The 26,643-nt window shown below is 62.2% G+C and carries 34 protein-coding genes; 8 read left to right on the top strand and 26 right to left on the bottom strand.

The annotated features are described in order from the left end of the window. Positions 1-29 precede the first annotated feature (29 nt). The 8 genes from AC3WS4_RS15115 (at position 30) to AC3WS4_RS15150 (ending at position 3,361) form a co-directional block, all read left to right on the top strand. Positions 30-440 carry a Lar family restriction alleviation protein gene (locus AC3WS4_RS15115; protein WP_492739454.1) on the top strand — a complete coding sequence of 137 codons (411 nt, stop codon included), beginning with the start codon at positions 30-32 and terminating at the stop codon, positions 438-440. Beyond that, on the top strand, positions 437-766 hold the full coding sequence (locus tag AC3WS4_RS15120) for a hypothetical protein (RefSeq protein WP_492739453.1): 330 nt from the start codon (positions 437-439) through the stop codon (positions 764-766). Before AC3WS4_RS15115 ends, AC3WS4_RS15120 begins: the two co-directional genes overlap by 4 nt. After that, positions 759-1,052, top strand: a complete 294-nt coding sequence (locus tag AC3WS4_RS15125) for a hypothetical protein (protein ID WP_492739452.1) — start codon at positions 759-761, stop codon at positions 1,050-1,052. The genes AC3WS4_RS15120 and AC3WS4_RS15125 overlap by 8 nt, the downstream gene beginning before the upstream one ends. Continuing rightward, on the top strand, positions 1,042-1,296 hold the full coding sequence (locus AC3WS4_RS15130) for a hypothetical protein (protein ID WP_492739451.1): 255 nt from the start codon (positions 1,042-1,044) through the stop codon (positions 1,294-1,296). Before AC3WS4_RS15125 ends, AC3WS4_RS15130 begins: the two co-directional genes overlap by 11 nt. A 444-nt stretch (positions 1,297-1,740) precedes the next feature. Then, on the top strand, positions 1,741-2,208 hold the full coding sequence (locus AC3WS4_RS15135) for an HAD domain-containing protein (protein WP_492739450.1): 468 nt from the start codon (positions 1,741-1,743) through the stop codon (positions 2,206-2,208). 201 nt (positions 2,209-2,409) lie between these two features. Continuing rightward, complete coding sequence (locus AC3WS4_RS15140; protein WP_492739449.1) at positions 2,410-2,556, top strand: hypothetical protein; 147 nt, start codon at positions 2,410-2,412, stop codon at positions 2,554-2,556. A gap of 239 nt (positions 2,557-2,795) precedes the next feature. Next, entirely contained in the window at positions 2,796-3,200 is a 405-nt protein-coding gene (locus AC3WS4_RS15145; RefSeq protein WP_492739448.1) for a hypothetical protein, read from the top strand. Positions 3,201-3,208: 8 nt separating this feature from the next. Then, entirely contained in the window at positions 3,209-3,361 is a 153-nt protein-coding gene (locus AC3WS4_RS15150; RefSeq protein WP_492739447.1) for a hypothetical protein, read from the top strand. Positions 3,362-3,690: 329 nt separating this feature from the next. On the opposite strand, the gene AC3WS4_RS15155 is transcribed toward AC3WS4_RS15150, so the two are convergent. From AC3WS4_RS15155 to AC3WS4_RS15280, 26 genes are all read right to left on the bottom strand, one after another. Further along, a complete protein-coding gene (locus AC3WS4_RS15155; protein WP_492739446.1) occupies positions 3,691-4,080 on the bottom strand; it encodes a hypothetical protein in 390 nt (129 codons plus the stop codon). After that, positions 4,074-4,262: a hypothetical protein gene (locus tag AC3WS4_RS15160; RefSeq protein WP_492739445.1), complete on the bottom strand. Its 189-nt coding sequence runs from the start codon at positions 4,260-4,262 to the stop codon at positions 4,074-4,076. Before AC3WS4_RS15160 ends, AC3WS4_RS15155 begins: the two co-directional genes overlap by 7 nt. Next, a complete protein-coding gene (locus AC3WS4_RS15165; protein WP_492739444.1) occupies positions 4,262-4,591 on the bottom strand; it encodes a hypothetical protein in 330 nt (109 codons plus the stop codon). Before AC3WS4_RS15165 ends, AC3WS4_RS15160 begins: the two co-directional genes overlap by 1 nt. Then, positions 4,588-5,181: a glycoside hydrolase family 19 protein gene (locus AC3WS4_RS15170; protein ID WP_492739441.1), complete on the bottom strand. Its 594-nt coding sequence runs from the start codon at positions 5,179-5,181 to the stop codon at positions 4,588-4,590. Before AC3WS4_RS15170 ends, AC3WS4_RS15165 begins: the two co-directional genes overlap by 4 nt. Further along, entirely contained in the window at positions 5,172-5,351 is a 180-nt protein-coding gene (locus AC3WS4_RS15175; RefSeq protein ID WP_492739440.1) for a hypothetical protein, read from the bottom strand. Before AC3WS4_RS15175 ends, AC3WS4_RS15170 begins: the two co-directional genes overlap by 10 nt. Next, positions 5,348-6,523 carry a hypothetical protein gene (locus AC3WS4_RS15180; protein WP_492739439.1) on the bottom strand — a complete coding sequence of 392 codons (1,176 nt, stop codon included), beginning with the start codon at positions 6,521-6,523 and terminating at the stop codon, positions 5,348-5,350. Before AC3WS4_RS15180 ends, AC3WS4_RS15175 begins: the two co-directional genes overlap by 4 nt. 101 nt (positions 6,524-6,624) lie before the next feature. After that, positions 6,625-6,831, bottom strand: a complete 207-nt coding sequence (locus tag AC3WS4_RS15185) for a hypothetical protein (protein ID WP_492739438.1) — start codon at positions 6,829-6,831, stop codon at positions 6,625-6,627. Positions 6,832-7,036: 205 nt separating this feature from the next. After that, positions 7,037-9,406, bottom strand: coding sequence for a sialate O-acetylesterase (locus AC3WS4_RS15190; RefSeq protein WP_492739437.1), 2,370 nt, complete (start codon positions 9,404-9,406; stop codon positions 7,037-7,039). Next, positions 9,403-9,798 (bottom strand): hypothetical protein, encoded by a 396-nt coding sequence (locus AC3WS4_RS15195; RefSeq protein ID WP_492739436.1) that lies wholly within the window; start codon positions 9,796-9,798, stop codon positions 9,403-9,405. The genes AC3WS4_RS15190 and AC3WS4_RS15195 overlap by 4 nt, the downstream gene beginning before the upstream one ends. Continuing rightward, on the bottom strand, positions 9,798-10,535 hold the full coding sequence (locus AC3WS4_RS15200) for a hypothetical protein (protein WP_492739435.1): 738 nt from the start codon (positions 10,533-10,535) through the stop codon (positions 9,798-9,800). Before AC3WS4_RS15200 ends, AC3WS4_RS15195 begins: the two co-directional genes overlap by 1 nt. After that, a complete protein-coding gene (locus AC3WS4_RS15205) occupies positions 10,535-11,827 on the bottom strand; it encodes a hypothetical protein (protein WP_492739434.1) in 1,293 nt (430 codons plus the stop codon). Before AC3WS4_RS15205 ends, AC3WS4_RS15200 begins: the two co-directional genes overlap by 1 nt. Continuing rightward, a complete protein-coding gene (locus AC3WS4_RS15210; protein ID WP_492739433.1) occupies positions 11,824-15,612 on the bottom strand; it encodes a hypothetical protein in 3,789 nt (1,262 codons plus the stop codon). Before AC3WS4_RS15210 ends, AC3WS4_RS15205 begins: the two co-directional genes overlap by 4 nt. Positions 15,613-16,156: 544 nt before the next feature. Beyond that, positions 16,157-16,474 (bottom strand): phage tail assembly chaperone, encoded by a 318-nt coding sequence (locus AC3WS4_RS15215; RefSeq protein ID WP_492739432.1) that lies wholly within the window; start codon positions 16,472-16,474, stop codon positions 16,157-16,159. Positions 16,475-16,512: 38 nt separating this feature from the next. Then, entirely contained in the window at positions 16,513-16,935 is a 423-nt protein-coding gene (locus AC3WS4_RS15220; protein ID WP_492739431.1) for a hypothetical protein, read from the bottom strand. An 84-nt stretch (positions 16,936-17,019) separates the two neighbouring features. Beyond that, entirely contained in the window at positions 17,020-18,231 is a 1,212-nt protein-coding gene (locus tag AC3WS4_RS15225; RefSeq protein ID WP_492739430.1) for a phage tail tube protein, read from the bottom strand. Between the two features lie 13 nt (positions 18,232-18,244). Next, complete coding sequence (locus AC3WS4_RS15230) at positions 18,245-18,643, bottom strand: phage tail terminator-like protein (protein WP_492739429.1); 399 nt, start codon at positions 18,641-18,643, stop codon at positions 18,245-18,247. Continuing rightward, positions 18,640-19,077, bottom strand: coding sequence for a hypothetical protein (locus tag AC3WS4_RS15235; RefSeq protein ID WP_492739428.1), 438 nt, complete (start codon positions 19,075-19,077; stop codon positions 18,640-18,642). Before AC3WS4_RS15235 ends, AC3WS4_RS15230 begins: the two co-directional genes overlap by 4 nt. Beyond that, positions 19,074-19,418, bottom strand: coding sequence for a hypothetical protein (locus AC3WS4_RS15240; protein WP_492742864.1), 345 nt, complete (start codon positions 19,416-19,418; stop codon positions 19,074-19,076). Before AC3WS4_RS15240 ends, AC3WS4_RS15235 begins: the two co-directional genes overlap by 4 nt. Before the next feature lie 29 nt (positions 19,419-19,447). Next, entirely contained in the window at positions 19,448-19,945 is a 498-nt protein-coding gene (locus tag AC3WS4_RS15245; protein ID WP_492739426.1) for a DnaT-like ssDNA-binding protein, read from the bottom strand. Further along, positions 19,942-20,106, bottom strand: a complete 165-nt coding sequence (locus tag AC3WS4_RS15250; RefSeq protein WP_492739425.1) for a hypothetical protein — start codon at positions 20,104-20,106, stop codon at positions 19,942-19,944. The genes AC3WS4_RS15245 and AC3WS4_RS15250 overlap by 4 nt, the downstream gene beginning before the upstream one ends. Positions 20,107-20,154: 48 nt before the next feature. Further along, complete coding sequence (locus tag AC3WS4_RS15255) at positions 20,155-21,315, bottom strand: major capsid protein (protein WP_492739424.1); 1,161 nt, start codon at positions 21,313-21,315, stop codon at positions 20,155-20,157. Between the two features lie 180 nt (positions 21,316-21,495). After that, positions 21,496-22,158, bottom strand: a complete 663-nt coding sequence (locus AC3WS4_RS15260; RefSeq protein WP_492739423.1) for a hypothetical protein — start codon at positions 22,156-22,158, stop codon at positions 21,496-21,498. An 11-nt stretch (positions 22,159-22,169) separates the two neighbouring features. Then, positions 22,170-23,198: a hypothetical protein gene (locus AC3WS4_RS15265; RefSeq protein WP_492739422.1), complete on the bottom strand. Its 1,029-nt coding sequence runs from the start codon at positions 23,196-23,198 to the stop codon at positions 22,170-22,172. Between the two features lie 58 nt (positions 23,199-23,256). Further along, positions 23,257-24,849, bottom strand: coding sequence for a DUF4055 domain-containing protein (locus AC3WS4_RS15270; protein ID WP_492739421.1), 1,593 nt, complete (start codon positions 24,847-24,849; stop codon positions 23,257-23,259). After that, complete coding sequence (locus AC3WS4_RS15275) at positions 24,849-26,093, bottom strand: phage terminase large subunit family protein (RefSeq protein WP_492742866.1); 1,245 nt, start codon at positions 26,091-26,093, stop codon at positions 24,849-24,851. Before AC3WS4_RS15275 ends, AC3WS4_RS15270 begins: the two co-directional genes overlap by 1 nt. Beyond that, positions 26,083-26,556 (bottom strand): terminase small subunit, encoded by a 474-nt coding sequence (locus tag AC3WS4_RS15280; protein ID WP_492739419.1) that lies wholly within the window; start codon positions 26,554-26,556, stop codon positions 26,083-26,085. The genes AC3WS4_RS15275 and AC3WS4_RS15280 overlap by 11 nt, the downstream gene beginning before the upstream one ends. Positions 26,557-26,643 lie beyond the last annotated feature (87 nt).

The raw sequence follows: 26,643 nt of genomic DNA on the forward strand, positions 1-26,643 counted from the left end.
TCCCCAACGAGACCAAGGAACCCTAACCCATGACCGATGACCTGATAGAGAGATTGCTGCCGTGCCCGTTTTGCGGCTTTGACGACGTCGTGCCGGTGTGTGTTTATCATCCGTATGGTTATGCCATTGGCTGCGTCAAATGCCGCGCCAAGGGGCCAAGTTACAAGGCCGATAATGCTGCCGAGACCCCTCCCGAAGCCATCACCGCATGGAACACCCGCATCGCCACTCAACAGGAAGCGATAGACGAACTTGTCGCGGGGCTGCGGGGCATCGAAGAGCATTTCCACAGCCGCTCTCAGGGGCCGGGGCACTCGCATGACGTGCCCGGCTTATGGGATGCGGACAACCGGCCAGAGATCGCCGGTAAGCCTTGCGAGTGGTGCGCGCATTGGGCGAATACCGCCGCCCTCCTCTCCAAGCACGGAGAACGGACATGACCGATGAAGTAAGGCAGGAGGATCGCGAGGCGGCGGACGACGTGTTCGACGCGCTTAGCGAACGATATGGGGTGCCCGCTGTGTACCGGACGGCGCTCGCTAACGATTTCGCAGCCCACGCCTCCCCTCTCCGCACCCGTATAGCTGAGCTAGAGGTGGCGTTGCGAACCGCTGACGAAGCGCTTTGCGCCTACGCTTGCCATGCGGGGCCGGACGCGCCGTGCATCCGCAGTAAGGACCAGTGTGCCTCGGAATGCGGCAAGGCGGCGGGAGACGCGCTTCTTGCCCTCCGCGCCACCCTCAACGGGGAGAAGAAACATGGATGAGCTGGCGAAAGTGATCGACAACGCCCGCTTCGATTGGGCGAACGCGCTTGGGCATGGCCCTGCTGCCGACGACAATTTGTCAGCTTCGTTCGCCGCGCACATCGCCAACGCAGTCCGCACCTATCTGGAGACGGATGAGGTTGTGGGGAGGGTGGGCAGCGCAATCGCCAACGAGGTCCGCCTTGAGTGGCACGGTCACGACCACGCCAGTATCAGCCCTCGAAGCGTGGCCGCCGCATCCCGCGCCGCTCTACAGGCAGCAGGAGGTAAGCAGGATGGACGCTGAGGCGATTGCGAGGGTGATGCAGGGGCATCCGCATAAGCGAACCCTCGCCCCCGATCGCATCACAGCGCTGATGCGCTTCCCCAGCAATGGATCGTCTATTCGCGCCACGATCTACATGCGCTACGCCGTTTACCGGCGGCTGCGAGACGACGGCTTGATCGAGGGCGGCACCGGACGTGCGACGCTCACACCACTCGGCCTCTCCGTCCGCGCCATCCTCCTTCGCGACCAGGGCGATAAGTGATGGACCCGATCGCCAAAGGCCGTCGCGTTGTCATCGTCCTCGGGGTCATGGCGTGTGCGGGGGCGTTGATCGGGCTGCTTATGCTGGCGGGGGTGATCCAGTAACCCCTCCCCGACCGGTTATCCCGAACCAGTAACGGGCATGAGGTCGGAGAAGGTGCGCGGGGTAATCTATGCCGGTTCCCGCTTCCAATCGGGCCAGAGGCGTGCTTGGTCGGTGACCTCGCGGTTGCGCTTTGCCCGATACCTCCGCACCACTTCGCCGTTTGCAACCGGACTGGGCAGGTGCCGCCAATAAGTGCGCGGATCGAGGAGCGACCCCGTTTCGACCCGACCGGCATACGCCAATCCGTTTGTGCCGCCGCGCTTATTCTCGGTAGCACAATAGGGGAGGAATCGCAAACAATAACTTGCCGCGACTCGCCGGAAATGCTAGGGTTTTGGGATGCTGAAGGTTCTCTTTCTGGACATTGACGGCGTGGTCCTCTCGGGTGAAGAACTGTGGAAGCCCGAGAATAATAACCGATACCTGCCGCCCGCCAAGATCGCTCTAATCAAAGAGGTTTGCGAACGAACCGGCGCCATCGTTTGCGTTAGCAGCACGTGGCGATTTTCCGACGACACAGAGGCGGCGCTGCGCTCGCGCGGGATTCCGCTGCACCCGGATTGGCGCACCCCATACGGCGGCAAGATCGGGAGCCTCTACCTCGGCGACCGTCGCGGGGGCGAGATAGCAGCTTGGCTCCATTGCCATCCCGAAGTGACGTGCTACGCCATAGTGGACGATGACGACGACATGCTGGCCAATCAGTTGCCGCGCTTCGTCCAGACGCCGTTTGTCACCGGCATCGACCGCGCCCATGTCGAGCGCTTGGTGGCCATTTTGAACTCGCCCGCACTGATCGCGGCGTAAGGGGAATGATCATGGACGATTGGCCCGACTGCCCGGTTCCGGGTTGCCCGAACAAGATATGTTTGTCGCTCAACAGCGATAGGTGCTTCCCTCACACGCAGGGTAATCAGCACGTCAAGCGGTGGAAGATCGGCGCCCGCAACGCCGCGCCGAGCCGGAAACTCGCCAGCCGCGCTACGAGCGCCGCAAAGGAATTCACCCATGCCCCATGAGATACGCGGCCCCGATCCAGATGGAGACTGGTTCATCGTAAAGATGGATGAGGAGGAAGAGGAAACGCTTCCCGAGGCTTTCGACAGCGCGGACAAGGCGCAGGCGGAAGCGGATAGGTTGAACGCGGGGGAATGAGGGCAGTTGTACGATACCAGCGTACAACTGAAATGCGCGGGCTGGATTGACCAGCTGCTCGTCAGTAGTTGGAGTGACGAGCGACCCCCGACGTCGAGGTTGCAACTACACATTGCCTCTAAATGCCGGCGTTGCCAAGCGAACCACCCGCTCTGCCGCGCCCTATTCTGCTAGCACAATAGGGGAGGAAGGGCAAACAAAATCCTCGCTTTTCTGCGGGATTCGTGTAGGATGATGGGATGGACACGAGTATCAAAGCATACATCGCAGACCTTCGGCGCGGGCGCACCGCCACCGAGGCTTTCGCCACCTATTGCTGGACCAAGAATGTGGTCTTGATCGACTACGAGGCTTGCGTTTCCCGTGGAAGCGACCCGATGCACGCGCCGTCTCGTTGGGATTGTATGGCCGAGGCGATGGGCTGGGATGCCTTCAAGGATGGCGCGGACGATGAAGCAATCGCAGCCGCGTTCGCAGAGGGACGAAAAATCGATGCCGAACGCGGCTATCGGTTCCGCGCGATGCGCAAAGTGGAGCGCCCCACTCACGGCGACCTTTTGCGCGCGATGCCCATTGACGACCAGTTGAAGGCCGCCGAGATATTCGGGATTAAGCGCGTTGCCATGGCCATGGTCGGAGAGTGACCACCCCCATGCCCCATGAGATACGCGGCCCCGATCCAGATGGAGACTGGTTCATCGTAAAGATGGATGGGGAGGAAGAAGAAACGCTTCCCGAGGCTTTCGACAGCGCGGACAAGGCGCAGGCGGAAGCGGTTCGGTTGAACGCGGGGGAACGGGAATGAGCCACAAGCCGAGAAACGCTGGCGCGCCGGAGAGTGCTGAGTTCATAGAGACGCAGCGCATTTTGTTCGAGCTTTGGAAGCGGGATGTCCGCCCCGAAGACCCTGCCCCGTCTTACCATGGGCATCTTGAGCAAAAGGCCCGCCGCGCTGCATGGGACCCGAACCCGCCCTGCCCTGACTGCGGAGGGTACGGACATTTCGAGTGCAACGGCGGTGGTTACGCCTAGGGCGTCGTCGCCTTCACCGCTGCCAGATGCCTAGCTGCGCATTCCCCATAGGTTGCGACGAGCGCGGCCTCCCACAGGTCCCTCGCCTCACCTACTAGCGGTTCAGGGGGCAGTGGGAGCTTCGGACACGGCTGGCGGAGGTTCGCCGGAAGCGGCCCGGTTGGCGGCTTCAACGGCTGTCCGCAAGCTGTTAACGATAGGCTCGCCAGCAGCGCAATCAGGATTGACGGGGTTCTCACGATAATACTCCCTGATGGTCGTCTGTGTGGCGTAGGATTGCTGATTGAGGGCCGCGCGGGTCGCCTCGTAGGAAGCAGCCGCAGCGTCCGCCCTCGCCCGTTGAGCATCGACGGCCTCTTGAAGCTCGGCCCGCACCTTTGCCATGTCGGCGTCGGCGATCTTGGCGCGGACGTACCAGCCCGATCCGAAGGCGGCGGCGAGCGCGGCAATCGACGCGGCGAGGCGCCAGTGCTTGAGCAGGAACATCACCATTCGTCATCCCTCCCGAAGCCGAGCGGGTTAGGCGCGCGCCAGATGCTATTGCCGTCCGCGTCGAGCAGCCCCGTATCGACCGCCACATGATCGCAGACGTCGATACTGGTAATCAGCGAAGGTTCGGGCCAATACTCGTCATCGTCGAACGAGCGAGCGGGCTTTGCGAAGTACCGGGGCATTACGGCGCATCCTTCTGGATAGTGACTTGATCGCCGCTGTGAACAACGTCCTCGCGGCTGTCCGCTTCAAAGGACAGCGCTCCTGCCGAGCCTTTGAAGTTGCGGATCGCGGCGCGCATGGTGAGGCCGAACACGACAAGGCCGTTCGTCGCGGCGAAGATGTAGAGCGCGTTGCCCAAGATGGTGAGCTGCTGTTCGGCACGATCCGCCGGCCAACCCCAGCGGACCAGCGTGATGAGCCACAGCGACACGGCTAGGGCAGCAATGCCGCCAAGGAGCCATGCGAGGCCGTAGAGCCATGGGCGCCATTCGGGGGACGGGAGTTTCATCCGGTGATCGCCTTCTGGAATGCGAGCGCGTACTTGGCGATTTGCAGCGACTTATCGGTCCCGTTGATGATGCCGCGCGCCTTGATGAACTGGTCGAGCGTGCCGATGGTGTCGGGGAGGCACTGGAGCAGGTTCTTGCCGAACCACCCGTAGGCCATGCCCTCGCGCAAGATGCGGGCGGCAATGTCGGCGTTCATGGCGAGGTCGGGATTGCCAACCAGGTCGATGCCGAGCGCCTTGCCCGCCTTCGCGTAGTTGCACTTCCAAGTAAGCTGCACATAACCTCTGCCCGCATATTTTGCGCCGTCGCCGGGGGCCGTGTTGCCCATCCGTCGCGCGCGGGACGGGTTGTCGCCCTCCACCCCGTACAGGCGGTTATAGTATTTCGGCCCGCCATATTCCTTGATCGGCTGCATCGTGTGCGCCGTCTCATGGTAGGCGGTCGCCAGCGCGTAGGCCGTCCATGCGGGGCGCCAGCCGATGCAGGCGTCAAGTATGGCTTTACATCCGCTCACCTCGCGCTCTTCGAGCGTCGGGCCGAGCAAGCCGGCGCGGAGGTGCGCGAAGAACCGCTTTTCGTCTATCGCCACAGGTTTAGCCCCTTCAATTGCCGATGCGCGAGCCAGAAGACGAACGCGACGATGGCGAGAAACAGGAGAAGCGGGGCGCACAGCCAAAGCCAGTCGGCGCTCCCTACGGTGCTGCCGATCAGGCCGGCGACGAACAGGGCGACCAGCGCCCAGACGAACTTGTCGGTCATGCTGCCAACTCCAGTTCCTCGACGCCGCAGCGCAGCCGCATCACCTCGCCATAATCGAGGTCGTAAACGATGGCCTTGAGGTCGCGATAAGCGCGGTAGCCTTGGTGCCGGTGCCATGCGTCGCCAGCGGCAAGCGTGCGGTGCGTCTCGACCGTGCAGCCGACGCAATCCTTTTCGGTGAGCCGCTGATTGTGGTGGAAGTGCCCGCAGTGCCAGACGCGCCAGATTGCTTGCGCCCACAGCGATGGAACGTCGGCCGCCATGATAAGCGGGAGGTCGCCCAGCTTCGCCCCGTCGCCGTGGGTAGATCCGATCAGCGTCTTGCCCCACAGCTTATAGAAGAAGCTCGACGGGCTATCGTCGATGGTGACGCGCGGGTTGTCGTGGAAGCGCGCGGCAAGGCAGATGGACAGCATCGCCGCTTGGTGCGGGTCGTGATTGCCCGGGTTGTTCCGAACGATGACCGTTTGGTGCTTCTCAAGCAGCCTTTCGATGCAGCGGACCATCGCTCGCACGCCGACAGTCGCGATCTTGCTGAAACGCCCGTCAACGTCGAGACGCGCGCCGCTGTTCGGGGTCCGGTTGGTGCTGTTATCCGCGTGGAAATAGTCGCCAAGGTTGAGCAGCATTGCCGTGTCGCTCGATGGCGTCCGCGCGCATATCCGGTCAACCGCGTCGAAGGTCAGCCGCTCGGCAATCGCGAGGTCGAAATTCTCGCCAGTCTCGGCAGCCCATGAGTGCATCCCAAAATGCGGGTCGCCCAGAGGAATGACTGTCAAAAGCCGCGCGTCGTGGTATGATGGCGCAGCGATCGGTGGCAGCGGCGCCGTGTCGGCAGCAAGCGCCTCCATGGCCTCACGCAGCGCCTCGAAGGCGCGCTGGCTGTCAGGGTGCTGCCGCTCCCAAACGCGCTCCACAGCCCCATCAGGGCCGCGCTGGACGGTGACCTTGCCCATGAGGTAGCCCGACGCCACCCCATGCTCAAAATGCCCCGGCGCGTAGCCCTCGCGCGCCGCACGCTCCTTCACCCGGCGCACCGCCTTGTTGATTGTGTCGCCACCCAGCCCTAGCGCGCGTTCCGCCGCCTTCCCGCTCCCATGCTCGGCGATGGCATCTAGCGCGCGCCGCTCGGTGGCGGTGGCGTACTGATAGAGGTTCTCATCGACCTGCAAGCTTCACCTCGTTGTCATGGCGCCGAACAGCGCCGCAAAGATCACCACCGGGACGACAGCCCCGCGCACGTAGAAAAGGAGCAGGAGCAGCCCGCACAGGCCTAGCGACCGCGCAGCCGTGCCCACGTCCGCCCGATCCACGCTGAGAATTGAGCGAAGCGCGCCGACTGGCTGATCTGGATGCAGAGCCAGACAATCGAGAGAAGCGCGGCAACAGACGGCAGCAGGTCCACAAGCGCCCCCAGCGCAATGAGAAAGGATGCGCCGTCTCCGACGTGCTTGATGGTGTCGGCGTGTTCGGGGGTCATGGGACGCTCCCGACAAATCGACTGGGTGAATCAGTCAAACATCTGTGATTCAATAAATTTGTTTGACGGACACCTCGCGCCCCGCCCATGCGGGAAGGATGCAACGAAATGGCGTTATCGCCTTGCTCGCTGGCGTTACCGCCCTCGCCTTTATGGCGCTTATGATCGCGCTGCCGTTCCTTTGGCCGAGTCCTATGGACTAAGGTCATGACGTGGGCATCCCGGCGTAGAAGGTCCGCCCGCGCGTCACTTCGTTGTCAGGGGTGAAGTGCAGGAAGTCGCCTTGCAGCAGCCCCGAGGCGGTCGAAACCAGCGTCATTTCCGTCGAGTTGGCGGCGACCAGCGCCACTTGCGCTGCACGCACGGTATCGATGCTCGCTTGCGTCAGGGGACTGCCGACCTGGTAAGGTGCGAGCTGCCCGATCTGCATCTTGAGGCCCGAGAATTTGAGCTGTTCCTTGAACTTGTCCCAAATCTCTTGCTTGCGAACCTGATAGACGGCGGGCGCACCATCACTGGTCCCCGTCGCGCCGCACTCCTGCTCGCCATCCTGCGTGTTGATGACGACGAGCCGCACACCCTCGCCGCGCTTGAGGAAATACTGCTCCATGGACCAGAAGCGCTTGAGCGCGTATCCCATCAGCCCGACGCCCACGGTGTTGGCGACGTTCCAGCTATTGTTGTTCGCGGACTGATAGACGGACGCGCTGCCGGGAGCGATCTTGCAGATGGCCAATCGGCGCTTGCGCGTCTGGAACGCTTCCTCATGAGCAAAGGCCATACCCGCTTCGAAGCCGACGCCATCACCCCTGCCGGGAATGCTGTTGAAGCCGACCCGATATTCCTGCGGCTGGCTCATCCAGTTTTCATTCTGGCGACCGGCGGAGAGAATCCATGTGCTGGGCGTGTAGGCGGCGCTCGAAAGGTTCGTCGAGCCGAGCGCCGTTGCGGCGATGCTCGCGTTCCCGACGTTCGATTGCCCAACGTGCAGGGCACCGATGTGATAGGTCCGGCAATCGCGCCAGTCGAAATAGATGCCGCGCGGCTCAAGTGCGGGGCGGAGGCCGTCGCGGATGTAGGTCCGCTCGGCGTCATTAAAGCCGGTGGAATAGGCCGCCAGATACGAGCATTTCATCTGAACCGTGCGGTTCGTCGTGGTCGCAGTGATCGGCCCACCAAGGCAAATCTGGCTGGTCTGTCCGGTGACGCGATCAATAAAGACCATCACCGCGCCGCCGCGATCAAGCTTGAACGCCGAGCTACCCGCCGCACCCGAAACATCCGCGTAAAGCGGAGCTACGGACTCCCCGCCGTGCCCGGTATGGATCGTGCAGTTGCCGTTGAAGGTGGAGCCGTTGACGAACGCCTGGCCTGAGGTCGAACTGGTCGCCAGCTGATAGCCCGTCGCTTCGTAATCGACCTCCCACACCGCGACAATGGTCCGCCAGCTCGTAATGGAGGGCGTCGGTGCGAGGCCAGCATCAAGACGAAGGCCTTCCTTCACCCACTGGTAGGAGCCTCCATAGGCCGTAACCGCCGCAGCGAGGTCGATGTGCTTCCCGTTGCCCGAATAGTCGGTGACGACGGTATCCGTGCCCTTGCCGTCAAACAGGTATTCGCACAGCGGGCTATGGCCAGCGGGCACCGTGCGGAAGAAGCCGCGCGGCTCTGCAAGCACATAGTCGCCGGGGATCGCGCTTTGATGCTGCACCATCTTCCCGCGTCCGGTGGTGGCGGGCAATTTGTAGAGCGTGTCCTGCGCAGCATTGGCGAACTTGAACTCGATTTCGAGCATCCGCCCGCTTCCTGCGGTGCCGCTGTCGAACACGCACCTGAGGCCGAGATAGCCGCCCTTGTCGATTGCAGTCAGGGCGATGGTAACGGACGTTGCCCCGCCAATATTCGCGCTGGCGCTGACGGCAACCCAAGTGCCGTCGTTCTTCAGGGCGTAGAAGGTGGCAGCGCCGTAACTCTGCGTGCCGCTGTTCTTGATTGTCACGCTGTCGCAGATCAGCGAACGACCGAGCGGGAAAATCCAGCGAAACAGCTCATGCCCGGTGAGCGCAATGCCGGTCAGCACGATAGCGTTGGTATTGTCGTTCGTGACGCTGCCGTTGATGAGGTTGGCAATGGTTCCGCCGCCTGTGGTCAGGGTGGTGGTGAAACTGCCGCCGTTGGCAATCGCTGTGGCCGTGCGGTTGCCGCTGGCGAGAGGATGGGCGCTGCTGGTCACGTAGACCGAAGCTGCCGCCGTAAGCGCGTCCGCAGCCGCAGCGGGGGCCGCCTGAATGTCGTCCATATTGACTGCACAGGTGGTAACATCGGCGATGTTGGCGGCGACCGTGCCAATATCGTTGTCGCCCACAAGATCAGCGGCGACCGCGATGAAGCCCGGATCGGTAAGCGCAGCGTCAACCGCTCCGCCCACGCCATCGACATACGCCGCCGCCGCGTTCGCTTCATCGGTGAAGGTTGGCAGTGCAGCAACCCAAGCATCCGACTTGGTGACGAAGGTGGAGGGGTCGTCCTGCCGCGAGGGAGCATCCGGCAGGGGCGTGATAACGGGAGCGGTCATAGTGCATCGCTTTCAAGGGAGATGTTCGCCGACGCGCGCACAGTGGACGTCGCCACGTCGCGGATTTCGAGTAGAAAGTCGCCGAATGACGAAGACCCTGCGGAAGCTGTGTTGCTCCACGTGCGGGCCGACGACAGCGCCAGCCAGGAACCGAACGTGCCGCCGTTCACGGCGCCAGACGACAAGGTAGCTCGCGCCTCAAAGTTCGCCGGGGTACCGCTGGTCCAGTTGTACAGGTAAGAGTCCCCGCCGCCGCCAATCGCTTCGAAAACACCGCCCGACGAGCCTAGGGTGAAGCTCGTAAAAGCCCCGCCCGAATTGGCATGCTCGACGAGGCGGTCGAGCAGAATGACCGGGACGTTGGTAGATCGGGCGAGGTGGGCGGCGAACATCAGAAGTTGCTCCCGATCAGGGAGCCGTAGGTGTTCGTGCCGTCACAGATGAAGCCGAAGATATCGATCTTGCCGTTGACCGACGTAGCAGTCGGGGCAGCCCCGCCAGCCCACTTGATCGTCGAGCCACCGGCCCAAGTCAGGGTGTGCGTCCCGCCGTAGGCAACCATGACGACATAGGACTTGCCCAGCACCGAAGCCGGGAGCGTCACCGTTAGGTTGCCGCTGCTGGTCAGCTTCTGGACGGTACCGTTCGCCAGATCGACCGTGAACGCCGTCCCCGCAGAAGGCGCGTAGAGCGTTTCGGTGTAGTTGGTGACCGTAGGGTTCGTCAGGGTCTTATTCGTCAGCGTGTCGGTCGTGTCGCGGGCCACAAGCGTGCGCGTGCCGGTCGGGAGGGTGATCGTTCCCGAATTGCTGATCGTCGCGATAACCGGCGCGGTGAGCGTCTTGTTCGACAGCGTCTGCGAGCCGGTCAGGGTCGCCGCAACCGACGTGTCGAGGGCGATCGTCTGCCCGCTCGTCGTGATCGTGCCGCCGGTCAAACCCGACCCGGCGATAATCGACCCCAGCCCCGAGGGCGGCACATAGACGTTGAGCGCGGAGCCGAAGGTGTTGACCTCGCCCTGAAACGTCGGGAGCGCAGCCATGAAGGCATCGGCCTTCGTGATGAACACATCCGGCAGGTCGGTGCGAGCCGGGGCCGAAGGCAGAGCAGAGATAGTGGGAAGCGGCATCAGGTCAGCCCCTCAATTTCGAGGCTCAGATTGCTCTTGGTCAGGTATTGAACCTGCACCGAGAAATCCTTGTAAAAGCCGTAGATCCAGGTCGATGCGAACAGGTCGGTGCCGATCCAGACAACCGGCGTCGCGCGGTAGGTCGCGAGCAAAGCGGTGATGGCGTCGATCTTGGCGTTATCCACCGACACGTCGAAGGTCGCGCGCTTGGAATAGGCCCGCTGCACAATGGTAAAATTGCCGAACTCGTCGGTGACCTTGCGGCTGTAATCCTGAATGCCGATGCGGGCGCCGTATACCGTCGCGCCAAGGTCTTTCGTCTGACCGACAACAAGCGTCCCGACTTCAACCGAGCCGTTGACGTTATCGACGATCACCTGAATCTCAGGCGCTGCGACACTAGGTAGATCGGTGACAATCAGGTCACTGCTGCGAATGATCGGCTCGAAAAAATAGGCGTACCAGTCGGTAATCCCGCTGTCCGACACCATGCTATGCGTCTCGTCGTAGACGTCGCTGGTTCCGTCGTTCACGACAATGCGGATGGTAGCCGCCAGCACGTTGAGCAGCGCAATCCCGTCCGCGCGGCCCGTCACATTGAGGGTCACGTCAACCTGCTCGTCCCGGATGGTCTGGGAGGAATTATACTGGTCGAACATGCGCCAGCGGTTATCGGCGCCGATGTCGAGCCATTTGGCGTCATCGCTCGTATCGGACAGGCTGTAGCCGATGTTCGGATCGGAATGGAGCGTGTGCGTGCCCGACTGCGAGCCGGTCGTGTTGATCGAGGCCCCGCCAGAGGTTAGCGAGACTTCGAACGTATCGGCGGCGGGGTTGCGGACATAGTAGATCGTGCCCGCCGTGAGGCCAGTAGGCAGCGCGCCAGACGTTTCGAAGCAGACAGGGGTGTTCGCAGCCAGCCCATGCGCGGCGCGGGTCACAACCCCCGGCGTGGCAATCGTGACGGTCGCCGTCCCGAGGTTGACGCCAGTGAGGCTCTGATATTCCCGGTGAGACGTCGTATCGATGACGATCTCGCCAAGCTCATACACTTTCGAGCCGCTGTAAACCTCGTAGGTCGTCGAGACGGGGTTCCACTGCGTCGGGCTGGAAGCAGGCGTGTTGCCGAGGTTCGACCCGACAAGGCTTTCGTAGACGGTCGCGAGGGTGCCGGTGTAGACGCTGACGAACGCGCCAGCGGCATAGGTCGTGCCCGCGTTATAGGTCGCGGGGGGCGTCTCATGCACATTGCTGGCGGACAGCGCGAAGGTTGACGGGCGGATCAGCTTCATGGGATTGCCACGTCGAGCGGCTGGAGCGGATCGGTGCGGACCGTCAGGCCGTCAGATTCCCAGCGATTATAGAAGCGCAGCATCGCCGCGTTGGTCTTGGCCATGTCAGCCGCCATCGCGGCCTGATCCGCACGAATCTGAGCAAGCTCATTGGCCATGGCGCCATTGTCGGGCGTCGCGGTACCAGCGGGCGGCGTGCCAGCGATCGGGGCGGGCGTCTGATTGGCGGGGACGATGGCAGCGATGTTCGCGTCGATGGACGTCAGTAGGGCAACGCTGTTATCGAGCGCTGCAAGCTGCAATTGGGCATAGTCAACCGTCTCGGTCGCTGCGAACAGGCCCTTGTCCACCGCGCTGACCACAGCCGCCACGTCGCGCTGATATTGGGTCAGCGTAGAGGCATTGTCGCGCGACGCCGCAAGGAACGTCTTGGACACGCCCTCAAGGCTGCCGAGACCGCCAGCATCACCGGAAGCCGCCAGAAGCGACGTAGCGAGGAACTGCGCCCGCGCCCGCGCATAGACGTTGCCAACCCGCAGCTCGCCCTGCAAAAGCTGGTCGCGGTATTTGGTCAGGCTTTCGACGAACTTGCCGAACTGATCGATGGTCGATTTGAGGCCATCCGCCGTCGTCTTGTTCAGCTTCGTCGTGTAGTCAGACACAGCCGCGAACGCCGGGGCGATTGCCATCAGCGCTGCATACATCTCCTGCCCCGCCGTCGTGGTCAGGTCGAGGCCAAGCACCGTCTGCGCAAAAGCGTCCTTGGTCGTCACGCCAGTCAGGCCAAGGCGCGTCAACTCCGCCGACAGGGCCGTGGCGATGGGCGCGATCTGCTGCGCTTCCGTGAGGAAGTTTTCGCGGAAGAAAGCCGTCTGCTCCACGAAGTCGTCGAGCGAACCGAACAGGTCGATCAGCTCCTCGCGAGCCGCGACCGACGAAGCTCCGACAGCGCCGAACGTGCGCCCGATGGACTGCAACGTCGTGTCGATGGTGATATAGTCCTTGGCGAGACGGCTAAGGGTTTCGAACAGCCCCTCGCCCGCCTTCTGGAAGGCATCGAGGCCGGGGATAGCAGCGCGGGCCATGTCGTCGCCCAGCTTCGAAAAGACCGCCTCAAGCTCCTTGCCGATCTCGTCGGCGGTCAAGTCCTTGAGACTGATCTTGCCGATGTTGACCGAGAAAGCATCGAGCGCAGCAGCAGCGCCTTGCACCCCGAGGATATCGGCCGCCGCAAGGATGCCGTCCTTGAGCGACCCGATGATGAGCGACACCTGATTGCCAATTTCGCTGCCGAGCGGGTTGGTGGCGGTCGAGGTGCTAGTGCTGTTCGAAATGCTGATGCCGAACAGCTTCTTCTTCTTCTTGATCTCGACCGTCTGATAAGTGCTGCCCGCGAGGCCGTTTTCCAGAATGTCAGCAACCGTCTGCGCGCCAAAGGTCAGCCCTTGGTCGATCAGGGTAACGGTCTTTTTCGTGCTGAACACGAACTTGGCCACCGCGCCGATGATATCCCCAATGATCGGAAGCTTCGACGCGATCAGGCCGGGAAGCCCGCCAGCAAGACCGAACAGCGTGCCGGAAAGCCCGCCCGAGGTCGTGCCGAGGCCAAGACCCGAGGTGTCGAACGCGCCGGAAACCCCCAACTGCTTGGCGAGCAGGCTGGTCAGTTTGCCGATGTTGTTCTCAATGGCGCGAAGCGACCGCACCATGGAGTTGGAATATTCCAAGTCCTTGTTGCTGTTCTTCGACATGATTTCGAGCGAGGCGGTGATGCTGTCCGACTTGGCCTTGCTGTCGCCAAGGACGGAACCGGTGCCCTGCGCGGCCTGAATATCCTCTGCGGTAGGAACCGAAGCAGAGCCACCCTTGCCACCCGAGAAGCCGAGCGAGGCCATCACGCCAAGCATCGCCGCCACAGCGGGGAAGCCGAACGGGCCAAGCACTTCGAACATGCGGGCAGCACCAGCCGCGACCGAGCGGGCCGTGTTGATGAGCTGGACGACAGCGAGCGCCTTCTCGGCAGCCTCAAGGGCCTTGTAGCCAGTCGTTCCCTCTTTGAAGAACGTCTTGGCGGCGCCGGTCAGGGCGGTGAAGTTGCTAAGTTGTTGCTGTTTGGTGATCGCGTCGGCTTGCGCTTGCGTCTTGTTGCCCTTCGCAACCTCCTTGGCCAGCGCGTCTTGCCGGACCCGATATTCGGCCACGATGGAAATCATGTCGGCCAGCGCGCCACCGCCCCGCCCGAAAGCGTTGGCGAGCGCGTCGCCCATTTCGTTGGCAGCGAAAGCAGCTTCGCGGATAGAGTCGGTCAACGCTTGCGCCGCCTCTGCCTCGCGAGCGATGATGTCCTTGCCCTCGATCACAGCCGACTTGGCGGTGAAATATTGCTCCCAAGCGGCGACGACATCTGTGACGCCGCTCGCCGCAGTCTTGGCCATGAAACCTTCTTTTTCGAGTTCAAGCGCGGCTGCTTCGCGCGCGGCGCCAGTCAAACCGAGCAGGGCAATTTCATCTTCGAGCGGCTTGATGATGTTGCTCTGAAAGTCGAGTGCGGCCTTTGACCGGGTATCTTGCTCCCATGCCTCGCCAGCCGCCAAGATGGCGAACGCTTCCGCGCGAAGCGCTTCCGTTTGCGCTGTGGTTGGGGCAAGCGCCGCAGCTTTCTGCGCTGCGGCTGCGGCTGCCGCAACTTCCATACGCTTGATTTCGTATATGTTTTTTCCGATCTTGGACGTCTCTACGTCTAAGCTGTCCTGATACGCTTGCGCAGATTTCAACGCGGAATCGTAAGCGCGCTGCTCGTCAGAGATTGCCGACGCACGACTGGAACCCGACCCGCCAGAACCACCGGTCGAGCGTGACCGCGTGACACGCGGCTCCGTCCTAAACGATGGGTCGGCCACGCCATTGTCCAAACTACTCCTAATCCGGCTGGCGGTGTCCTCCATCCCCGGCGCAGAGGCGGCGCGCACCACAGCGTTGATGTACTCATCACGTGTTATGTTAAGATTGGAGAAGTCTTGGCTCGATGCCCAACGCACAACATCATCGGGCGAACGGCTCCCATCAAGGACGTCCTGCAATCGCTGCCTGGCGTTCGTATTCCTGGACACCCCCGCGAGCCGCCCTGGCACGTTCTTGCGCCAGAGACCGCCCCAACTATATTCGCCGGAATCATTCACGGCTTCTGCGGCAATGCCTCTCGCGTTAGCCGCATTAGCGAGGTTTTGCGCCGCCAGAAGCTCTAGGTTTGTACGGAGCGCCGCTGAATTATTCTTGATCTTGCCCGTTGCCAGATCGAACATCTCGCCCATCGCTGACTGGGCAGCGCCGACGCCATCGGAAGCCATTTGGACTTTACCAAGCGCGTCGGCATTTTTTTGCAACTCGCTTTCAGAGTCGAACAGGCTTTCCACGAGCATGTCTACCGCTGCCGACGCAACGCCAACCGCGATCCCGAGAAGCCCCGTCACAGCGGTAGCGCCCACAATGGCCGCCGCCGTCGATACTGTGCCGCGCTGGAGGCCCATTATGGCACCAGTCGCGCCTTGGGTCTTGCCGCTTAGCGCGTCCAAGCCTGAACCTTGCTGCAATATCTTGTCTGTGTATTCTTGGGCGGCGCTGCTCGCCGTGCCGACCTTCGCCCCGGTTTTCGACGTCTCGTTGCCAAGACTTGAAACGGACTTCTCGGCCTTGTTGCCAGCCGCGCTCAGCTTATCAAGCTCATCGACGCCATCGCGGACGTCGGAGCTGTCAACTTTGATTGCGAGTGTCGCTAGATCGACCACGGTTCATCCGGTGCATTGGGTGACCGCAAACAGCGCAGCTGTATATTGCGGGCCTCGGCGCAACCGAGATGAAAAGCGAGCGCAGCCCGCTTAGGTCTTAGGCTCTTTCACAGATAGGCGGCAATGTCAATTAGAACTTCGGCGTGGGCATCCCGCTGAAAGGTGCAACCTCGCAGCGCCCACGGACGTCCATTGGGAGCAACCCCAAGGCCGTGTCCTTCGGGTCATGGTTATACCACTCCCATTCGCCGGTCAGTCGGTTGATTCTATTATAGTACGTCGAGTCACCGCGATACTCTGCCACATGGTCATGTAGGGATATCATCCCCGAAGTAACACCGGCCAACTTTTGAACGAGTTCGCATTTTTTAAAGCACCATTCACCACGCGCAAGGTCGATCCGAAACCTCTGCGCCTCCTTGGGGGCCGTGCAAATCAGGTCAAACTGATCAGCCGCGAAAGCGGTAGTCGGGAGCAGAGCGAGTGCCACGGCTGGCAATAGGCGATAGCGCATGACGCTGGTTTGCACATTCTCGCAGCGCAATCAACTGTCCTTCGGCTTTGGGAGCGAAGCGAAGAACGCCGCGTCGGCCTTGAATATGCACCGCCGCTCCCAGCGCTCGAAGGCCATGCCCTCAACGCGCTGGTAGGCGTCCACGTCACCGAACGTGATCTTTGCCGGACCAAAGCCCGTCATCCCCCGGCGCTCATGCAACGCCAGAAAGTCGAGCCACAGCGCTTGGCAGCCATCGGGTAGATCGGGTGCGTCCGCGAGCTGATCGGGGGTAACGCCCGACTGGCGGGCGATGCTTTCGAGGTGTTCCCGTAGCGGCCTGCCGTCAACCTCTTGCGGGGCCGACAATTCGAACTGGCTAGCGGCGAACGCCTCGAAACCCTCCTCTAGCTCGCGATAAAATTTCCCAGGTCTGAGATCGCCTCATCGACCTGGCTGCGAATCCACCGCTGGTCGCCGTAGAGCTTCTTCGCATTCTCTTGCGAGAAAGGCAGTTCTGCGCCCTGATAGACGACGCCCCGCCATCCCGTCGTGCAAAGGGCGAGGATCGCAATCCCCTCCTCCTCGATCTTTTCGATGGTCGGGATTTCCGCGCTCTTGTTTTTCAACTCGCGCATGGCGTTGCGGCGGAGGCGCTCATTGACGCCCCGGCGGGTGTGTTCCGTCATCACCGTGCTATCGCGGCCAAGGACGGTGATGAACACGCCCAGCGCCTCATTGGTGACAGGGTGCGTAAGCTCAAGCTCATAGCCCTTGTCGGCGGCGGCGCGCGTATCGAGCGACGCGAGGTCAAAGGTGGTCTTAGTCATGATATTCTCTCTCCGGTTGTCCCGGCGGCGGGAGAGGGCACCGCCGGAACCTGATAAGCTATTCGGCCCCACCGCCGTAGGTCGTTACGCTGCCGAGTCTTGGCAGGTGATGATGGTCTGGTCCCAAGCGAGGGCAGCGCCGCCAGCCGAGTTGAGTTCGGCGGTGAACGGATAGGTGCGGACCACCTGCTTTTCGCCGTCGTCGGGTGCGTCGCCAGTGATCTTGATGCGGCCCATCGTGAAGCTCACGAAATCAGCGTCGGCGGTCTCGTCATCGGTAATGACCAGCACAAGACTGACAGGCGTTTCGGTGTCGTAGAACGCCTGCAAGGTCGTGCTGTCGAACAGGCCGGTAAACTGGCCCGACACCTTGATTTTGCCCCGGTCGATGTCGATGGCATAGTTCGAGCCGATGACGGCCTCGCCATGCTTCATGCTGCCATCGATGCTGATCTGCGCCCCGGTGATGTTGCCGACAGCCGAGCCGTTGACATAGACCGCGCCGTTCACCGCAGTCAGGACCGAAGTGGTCGTTTCAGCGGTCGGGGTCGTAAGCACCTGCGAAGTCCCGCGCGTGCGGCCCAGCCCGAGGAAGTCGAACGAGACGGTCGCGTTGCCGGTCGCCGGGAGGCCGACGTCGCACTTGGCCACCTTGCAGTCGGTGAACAGTTCCGACTTGGTGATGTCCGAATACCATTCTTCGATGGTGTAATAGACGTTGGTGTGGCCCGTCAGGGGCGGCTTGGACTTCTTGCCGACCACAGTGATGGTCGAGGTGGCAATCGGTCCCTGCGCGGTCAGAGCCGAGCCATTGAGGGCAACGCCGGTCAGGACGGTAGCGGTGACGCTCGACAACAGGATATTGATGTCGCGCGCCGTGCCCGTGTAGGTGCCCGCCGTGATGCGGATGACGTCACCCGCCTTGATGCCGCCTGCGAGGAAGTCGCCCGAGCCGCGCGTGATGGTGTAGGGGCCGCTGCCCGCGATGGTCAGGGACAGGCCCGTCAGAGCCGAGACGGCGGCGAAGTCGGCGCGCAGCAGGTTGCCGAGGAACGACGAGTAGGTCCCCGGCGACAGAAGCCCGCCGATCTTGCCGGTCGTCTTGACCATGCCATAGGCAACGCCGGTGTGCTGTTCGTGGGCAACGATCTCGTCGCTTTCGAACGTGTCGCGCGCCAGTTCAAAGACGCTGCTGTTGCGGCGGATGACCTGGCCACCCGAACCCGACTGGGGGGTGCCGAGCGCGGCCTGCGCCTTGAAGATGGTCTGCTTGCGGATGCCTTGTGCAACGGCCATGACTGCTTACTCCTTAGTAATTCGCGAAAAAGCGGATGCGGACATCGACTGTGTATCGATCATCCTCGATGCGGGCGGGGCGGATGTCCGGCGTTTTGTCGATGATGGTGGAGACACCCGACGCCGTGAACGTGCGCCCCCGATAGAAGGTCGAACGGATAAGTTCGGCGCGTGCATCGGCTGCGCCGGGACCATCGTTGAGTGGGTATGCAAGGGTGACTTGCAGATAGCCGCGCTCGGTCGTCAGCCGGCCAACCTCGGGATTGTCCGGCTCGGCAGCCATGAGATAGACGCGCTGATAGGGCGTGCCCTCAACTGGCGAATAGGGCACGTTCTCATATTGCGTAGCGAGCGCGGGCGAGATTGCAGCCAGAGCGGTCTCCAGCGCAGCGCGGACGGCGACAAGGCTCATGGCAATGCCTCCACCGCTTCATCGACGATCTGCTGAAACATGACGGCAGTAAGGCCCACGACACCCTGCGGCGCCTGACGCGACCAGCCGTTCTCCAGCCGGTTCGCGTACGGGACGTTATTCGCCAAAAAGTAGATCTTTCCCGCCGCGTCCTCAGGAACGCCAGCGATGATCGCGGAGACAGTTGCACCACCGCCAGTGTCGATGCGGCCCGTCTCGCCAGCGGGGATCGTGCCCACCCCAAGCTGCCAGTTGCCGCGAAAGCGCCCGCCGATGTAGCCCTTGGGCGGCGGGTTCTTCCAATAGGTTGCGTCCCCGACAGGCGAGCGCTTGTCGAGTTCCTGCGCGATGCGGACGACAATCGACCCGACCGCATCGTTGGCCTTGTCCTTCGTCTTTTCAGCGAACTTCTGGAGGTCCAGCGCGAAGGTCATGGGTTCTTCCTGACCACCGCGTCGAACATGATATCGAGGCCAGCAGGGCTGAGCGTGTCAATCGCGATGATCTTGCGCTTGCCGCCATTGGCAAGGGTCACGACGCTGCCGACCTTCGGCTCGGTGAGCGGGGCGCCGCTATTGTCCAATGCCGAGATGAGCAGCGTCTCGTCGCCCGCGATAAGGTTCGTGTTCCCGAACATGCGCGACTTCGACAGCGGCAACAGGGCTGCCGTCGTGGTGATGTTGGCTGTCGTGGGCGTAGAGGTGCCAGTCGCGGGGTTATAGGTCCCCGGCAACGATGCCGTGATGGTGACGGTCTGGCCCTTGTCCCCGATCATGGAGGCGGCGCGAGCGCGTTGAGCAACCGTCATGCGCGCACCAGACGAGCCATGGCCCCGCCCCCTGTCAGATAGGGAGCGAGTGCGTTGTCGATCGCACGATAGCGCGTCACCTGCGACGAATGAGGGCTGTACTCGGTCTCAAGCGGCCCGACCTTCTCGCGGACCACCGCCCGTTCGATATCGGGGGCGAGCGTCGCCGTGGAGGCTTTCAGCGCGAGGTCTGCACAGGCGTTAGCAATATCGGTAGGAACGCTGTCAGATGCCACAGAATAGCCGTCCACGACGACACCGTAGCGAGGCCAGTCTAGGGCCTGCGTCGAGTTGACACGGCAACCTGCCCACCGTTCGCGGTAGGCCTGCACCATGTAGGATGTGGACTGCCTGAGCGCGACTTCCTTTGCGGATGTGTCGAAAGTGGCCCAGGCAGTATTGCCGAAAGCAGCATGGCGCGCGTCCGCAGCAGCTACGGAGGTGTAGCTTTCCGCGTTCGCGAGTCCGGTGCCATTTTCGGTAATGAGCGTCATTTTGCGGCCTTAGCCTTTGCCGCAGGCTTCGCGGGCACGGCCTTTTCAGGCGAGCCGATCAGATCGTGAACATCGGGGTCGAACTCGTCGGCGTTGACCTCGACGAAATCGCCCTGCCCCTCGCCCCACGGCTTAACCTTGACTGTCGCGCAATAATCCATGCTCGCCTCCCTAGTGTGGAGGCGGGGACCGAAGCCCCCGCCCCTCTATTAGCCGAGCAGCAGCGCGAGGTGTTCCGGCTTGACGGTCTTGACACCCCAAGCCAGCGCGACCTCATACTGCACCTGACGGTACTGCATGTACTGCGAGACTTCGAACGACAGGCCTGAGCGCGGGTCAGTGATGACCTGACGGTCAACCGCCAGATCGCCCTCTTCCGGCAGCGCGGGCGCGCGGGTCGCCAAAGCAATCGCGTTGCGGGTGAACGCCATGTTGCGAGCCGCAGCTGCCACAACGGTGATGTTCTTGGTCGCAGCCGACATGGCAACGCGCAGACCAGGCGCCGCAATCGTGATCGTGCCGCCGTTCGAAACGTCGGTGTCACCGCTCACGACCAGATACTTGTTCGTATCGCCCGCAAAGGTGATGACGTCGCCAGCAACAATCGTGCCGGTGCCCGCCGACGCCAGGGTGATGACCGTGGCGCCAACAGCGTAACCGGCGTTGTTGGTGGTAGCCGAAGCACCCGTGCCCGCCGTGCTCGTCACGATGGCAGCCGACTCGCGAATGTCGAGACCGGCTTTGTTCAGGAAGATGCCCTGCTGCTGCATGGTCGTGTCGCCAGCGATATCGTAGCGCGACTGGAGGCCGATCATCTTGGCGCCCGCCGACGTGTCGAGGATCAGCGAGGCAACCTGCGGGCCGAGCGGCGCGCCGTTGTCCTTGAGGATTTTCGAGACGTAGGCAGCGTCCGAAAAGTCGCCAGCGGTGCCGAACGGCGTGGTGCCAGCGGTACCATAGGCGCGCGAGGCGTAGACATGCTGCGCGGCGAGGTCTACCTCGACCTCGTTGCACAGCGTACGCATGGCCTGCGCAAACTGATCGACCATGATGCGCGAACGACCGGGGCCGTTGTTGCCGAGGCCGAGCGACTGCTCTCCGTTCCAGCGCACCGGAACGCGGCGAGCCTTGGTGATCGTCATGCTGACATTGCCGATGGTCTGGTCACCATCGTCGGGCGGAGTGACGCCGGGGGTGATATCGCCAGCGGTCGCGGCGGGCGCGACGGGCGAACGGACAGTCTGACCGACCGCAGCGCGCTCAAAGGTCATGTCCGACGAAACGGCAGGAATGAGGCCGACGAGTTCGCGCGACACGACGTCGAGCGCGTTGTACAGGTCAGGAATGAGATTGGTAATGGTATTAGCCATTGGAGGATGCTCCGGTGCTGAATGGGGGAACCGCAGCCTGCGCAGCAGGGTGTCGCGGGTCCGGCGCAACCGGAGATCGGGGACAGGCGCAACCCGTCCAATGCTCTGCCTCTTTCACACTTTTGCGAAAGTGTCAACAGCAGATTGCGGGGCGACCCGTTAAAGCCGCCCCGCCGTGCTTTAGGCGTCCTCGGTTAGGCGACCGCCAGCCTTTGAAAACTCCATCTGCCCACTCGGATCGAGGGTGTTGAAGGCTGAGCGAGTCATGGTCTTGACGTTGGCATCGGTGCCCTTGCCTCCGCCCGCCCCGCCGCCCGAGTTGTTCGGCGCCGCGACGAACTTCTTGCCGACGTCGGTTGCCGCCCATTCCTTGACATAATCGGCCACGGTCTTGTCGCCGATCTTCGCCACGCGGGCATCGCCCTCGGTGACCACCTGCGCAGCCGACGCCATCTTTGCCGACAGCGTGTCGATGAAGTCCTCGTCCTTGACGCCATTCGCGAGCAGGGCCGACTTGAGGCCGTCCTGCACCAGCAGCTTGGCGGTGAAGCCGGTTTCCGCTTCGAGGGCCTTGGTGGCCTTCTCCGCCGCCGTGGTCGCGTCCTTGGCGGCTTTGTTGGCGTCCGCCAGCTCCTTCGACAGGCGCTCGGCCTCGGCTTCGAGCTTGGCAACGTCGGCGGGGTCGATGTCCTTGTGCTTGCGCAGCTCGGCCTTGGCAGCCTTCACCTCGTCGAGAAGCTCCTTGTTCTTGGCGTCAAGTCCGGTCGTGGCTTCGGTGACGGCAGTTTTGACGGCGGCGGCGAGTGCGGCCTTGGTGTCGGGGTCGTTGGGGTCGAAAGGCATGGTAACTCTCCTCAGAGGGCGCGTAGCTGGTCGAGTGTCAACGGGCGCCCTGTCCCGCTGACCAAATCACGAAGGCTGATCTTCCCGGCGCGCCAAAGGTCTGCCCTGCCCTTGCCGAGTACCTTGTCGGCAAAGCTCGCAGGCTGGCGCTTGAGGAAGGCGTCAAAGGTGGTGTCCCCGGCAACCGGGCCAAGCGACGATGCGCGCTGCCCGACGTCGGTAGGCTCGTCTATGTCGAGGCCGATATCCTTAAACGTCTTGGGGATCGGGGTCAGGATCGATCGACACGCGAAATGGCGCGGCGGGCCACCGTTGAACGGCAGCGTCGTGCCCTTGAGCGGGTTGCCGTCCAAGTCCCACTCTGCATCCGAATAGGCGATGCAAATGTCCGACGTGTGGCTGTCGAGGGTAGACAGTTGCCTCACGCCTTTGATGAGCCGGCTGTTGTTCCGATAGGTCGCAAGGCGGGCATTGTTCGCCGCAGCCTGTACCGATGAGTGCACCAGCGTGCGGACATTGCGGCGGGCGCCGATCAACAGGCCGTCAGTCCGGTTCGTGATGCGGGAGACGATCTTCTCGTTGGTCTCGCCGCTGATGACGCCCTGTCGCACCTGCGCGCCGAACTTGAGCGATGTGTCGCTGGCCTGCTTGTCCCACCATGCAGCGGAGGGGGCGCCCTCAATCAGCACCTCGTCAACAAGGCTGGCGAACGTCTCAGGGGTCGGCAGCGCAATCGAGACGGGGAAGTATTCTCCAATCGCGTCGACCGTCTTTTGCGCGATGACGATTGCGAGGGTGCGGGTGTCCAGTCCCTTCGCAATCGCGGCATAGCGTGCTTTGATCGCGGCGTCAGCATCGGCAATCAGGGCTTCGACGCTCGCCTTGGCCGATGCGGACAGCGTGCGCGACAGGAGCAGCCGCTTGAGGTCGTCCTGCAATTCCTTGAGCAATGCCTCAGCGACGCGCTGCTCGCCAGCCGTCAACCGCATTAGGTCGAGGCTGTGGCGAATGATCGCGTCCTGGAGTTCGAGTTCGCTCATTTGATAACGATCTCGATTTCGGAACCCACTACGCCGCGTTCGCAGGCACGATACGCGCTCACATCGTCATTCCAGACTTACGCGGCTTGCTCTTGCCGCCGCCTAGCGCCGCCCGCGCCGCTTTCATTTCGTTCATCATCTTCATCTGAGAGGCATCGGAAGTCGGTTCCGTGCCGTTCATGTGCCGCTCGTGACGAGCAATCGCAGCATCGAGTTGCGTCACTGCTTCGTCGTCATTGACAGCGGGCTTCACCGGTTCGGGCGCAGGCGGAGGAGCCTCGTCAATCTCGCCCTGATGCTCCTCCAGCGTCTTTTCGCTGTCGATCAGGTCGGCGCGCTGCAACAAGTCGAATAGCTCCGGCTCACTGATGCCGCCCGCCTGCCATGCCGACATGAGCGCGGTAAGCGTGGCCGCGTCGATCATCGCGGGCAGGAAGTCGCGGTTGATCTCGAACACGATCTTGCCCGACTGGCCAGCCCACTGTGAAAACACGTCGAGCGCCCATGTCATCGCCTCAGAAATGGCAATCGCAATGCTCGAAAGGATGCTGTTCTCGCCCGTCCGGTGGATGGCAGCGGTCGTGGCAGTCTCGGCCTGCTTCTTCTCGGCTGCCAGCATACGGGCGCCAAGCACGGCCATCTGCTGCTCCTTGCGGTCCAGCATATCCTTGAGCGCGCCTAGACCCTGCCCGGTAAATTCCAGATACTCAGCCTTGGCGTTGGGGTCAGGGAATACCCATGCGGCCTGCGAGCCGATATAGAGCTTCTTTGTATCGTCTTCGGGCTGGTAGCCAGACACAACGGCGGTCGGCAGGCCGGTGAAGTGCGCCCCATGCTCATAATCGGCGTTGGTGCGATAATGCGACAGGTTCAGGTCGACGAGGTCAATCAGCGGCGGCTCGTCCGGTGCGCTGTCGAGGCCATCGACCCCGACAATCGCGAATGGGATATAGTCGAGCTTCTGATTGTTCATAAGCGGATAGGCGTCGCCGCCAATCTGGACATCTTTCTCGTCCTGACGCTCGAACAGGCGCACGCGATATAATCCGGCCCCGTCGAGATCGAGGACGCGGTACTGTACCACCTCCTTGTCCTTGAACTCGTCCTCTGCCTCCATGCGACACTCTTTCAGCACCACCATGCTGAGAACATGCCGGTTGTTGATGCGGCGATGCTTCCAATTGATGATGCTCTCGGCAGTGTAGATCTGCATCGTCGGGCGCAGGCCCAGCTTGGCAGCAGCGTCCACTGTCAGGGGTGCGATGGTCTCGACCTTGGGATGATCGACCAGCACGCCGACGCGGCCAACCTCCAGCACCTCGTCAGCAACATTGCGCGTGAAGGTGCCGAACGACATGCCCGACATGGTGACATCTTCGAGGTAGCCCTCGATACCTGCGGGAATGTCCATCGTCGGGGGCTTGCGGAACATCATCCCGAGCAAGCCGCTGATCGTGCGCCAGGTCGCATTGTAGAAGCCAGCGCGCTTGACGTAGGCGTTGTAATCCTCGGTCGTCTGGTCCTTGAGCTTGGGCAAGTAGAGCGGACCTGCCTTATGCACCTTGTCCTGACCGGCGACGACATCGCGGCACCGCTGCCATTGGGCGGCATAGGCTTCGTACTTGGGATGAAGGGTGGAAACGCCGGTCATTATATGCCCCCGATCTGGATTTTCTGCATGGTCCGGCCCCTCACCGGATAACGGTAGAATATGAAGTATCCCGCCGCGTCGTTGAGGTGGTCAAAGCCACTCGTCTTGTCGGGTTCGCCGTTCTTGTCGTAGGCCTGCTTCTCAAGCGTCTCGGCGAAGCTCGGGCAGCGGTCATCGTTGACGCGCATCCGGCGGTTGCCTTCGCTGTGGATCATCTGGTTCATCGACAGCACCCGATCCTTGACGGCGGGGTTCGACGTGGCGACCAGCACATTGAAGCGGGCAGCGCGCAGCAAGGATATGTCGCTCTCGCTCGCGTTGTTCGACTTGCGGCTGTTGCCCGTCGCATCGGGGTATACGTGGACCGCGTGCCCCTCGTACCGCGACTTGATCGTGGCAATCATGGCGGGGGTATCGAGGATGCCGGTCAGCTCATCGACCGCGTGCGGCTCGCCATCACGAAGCACGAACACGACAGCGGACATATTACCGACGTTGAAGTCCATGCCGATGTGCAGCGGCTCGCCCGACTGGATCGTCTCGGTGCTGGCGTTCTTCTCGCGGTCATACTCAGCGTAGACGCTACCAGCGGTCAGGTTGACGAACTCGCCATCGAGATAGGCTTGCAGGAGGTTCGATGGGTATGACGCGCGCAAGCTGTCGATGTAGCCCTCGGGCAGATTCGCCGAGTTGCTCATCGTCGTGGCCTTGATAAGCCGATAGCCAGCGGCGGGCGCCTTCTTCCAGCGCTCATAGACGAAGCGGAAACCCTCGGGTGTCGTGGCGACGCCTACGGTGTTGAGCGCACCATCAGGCTTCTTCTGCCGATTGCGCGAGATGATCTTGTTCCAGACTTCGCGCGCCTTATCGACGGTCAGCGTGTCCAGCTCATCCGCGATGCTATCAGCAACCTCATAGGCAACGATGCGCGCCGGGTTGTCCATCGTCCGCATGATGATCGAGCCGCGATTTTCCACGTCGATCACGGCTTCGTTCTTGTTCACCCGATAGGGCAAGCCCGCCTCGGTCAGCGTTTCCTCAAAGCGCGGGAAGGCCATGCGCGACACAAGGTCATAGGTCGGCAGGTAATAGGCGACGCTCTGCTTTGGGTACGCCAGCTTGCGGCTTAGCGCGCGCCAGATGCCGGCATGGGTCTTGCCCGAGCCAAAGCCGCCGACGAACGCCGGGAATTGCTCTGGCGCTTCCACGAAGTCGAATTGAGGGCCGGTCAAGCTAACCTGCATCGGGCTTGTCGCCTTTGCGCAGGAAGGTGATCGCGATAGGCGACGCGGGCAGGTTCACGTCGAGCTTGTCGGTGAACAGCTTGAGGTGCTTGCCGAGCAGTTCGGCGCCCTTGAGGACACCGGCAGCATTGAACACGTAGGCCTTGGCCTCGCCACCATCTGGCGTCTCGACAAGGACATGCTCGCCCTTGCGATCAATGACAGGCTCGACCTGCTTGCACCGCTCCATTGTGGAGACGATGGATTGCAACACGTAATCTGCGGTGATCTCAACGCGCTCGGCCCGTTCGTCCATCGCCTTTTGGATCGCGGCGGCTATGTCAGGTTTTGACAAGTTCTCATCACCGATCTGGCGAGCCGTCTTTTCGCTATAGCCAGCACGAATGGCCGCCTGAGTGGCGTTCAGGTCGATAAGATATTCATCGACGAAACATTGCTGCTTTTTGGTGAGGTCGCCCGCCATTGGCGTAGCCAACTAGACGCCATGAATCGCGCTGCCTATGCGGCAAAAATCATCGCCCCACTTTTTTCTGCGGCACGGATGATACGC

It is taken from the genome of Sphingopyxis sp. EU05-FHT14B03 (genome assembly GCF_058790875.1).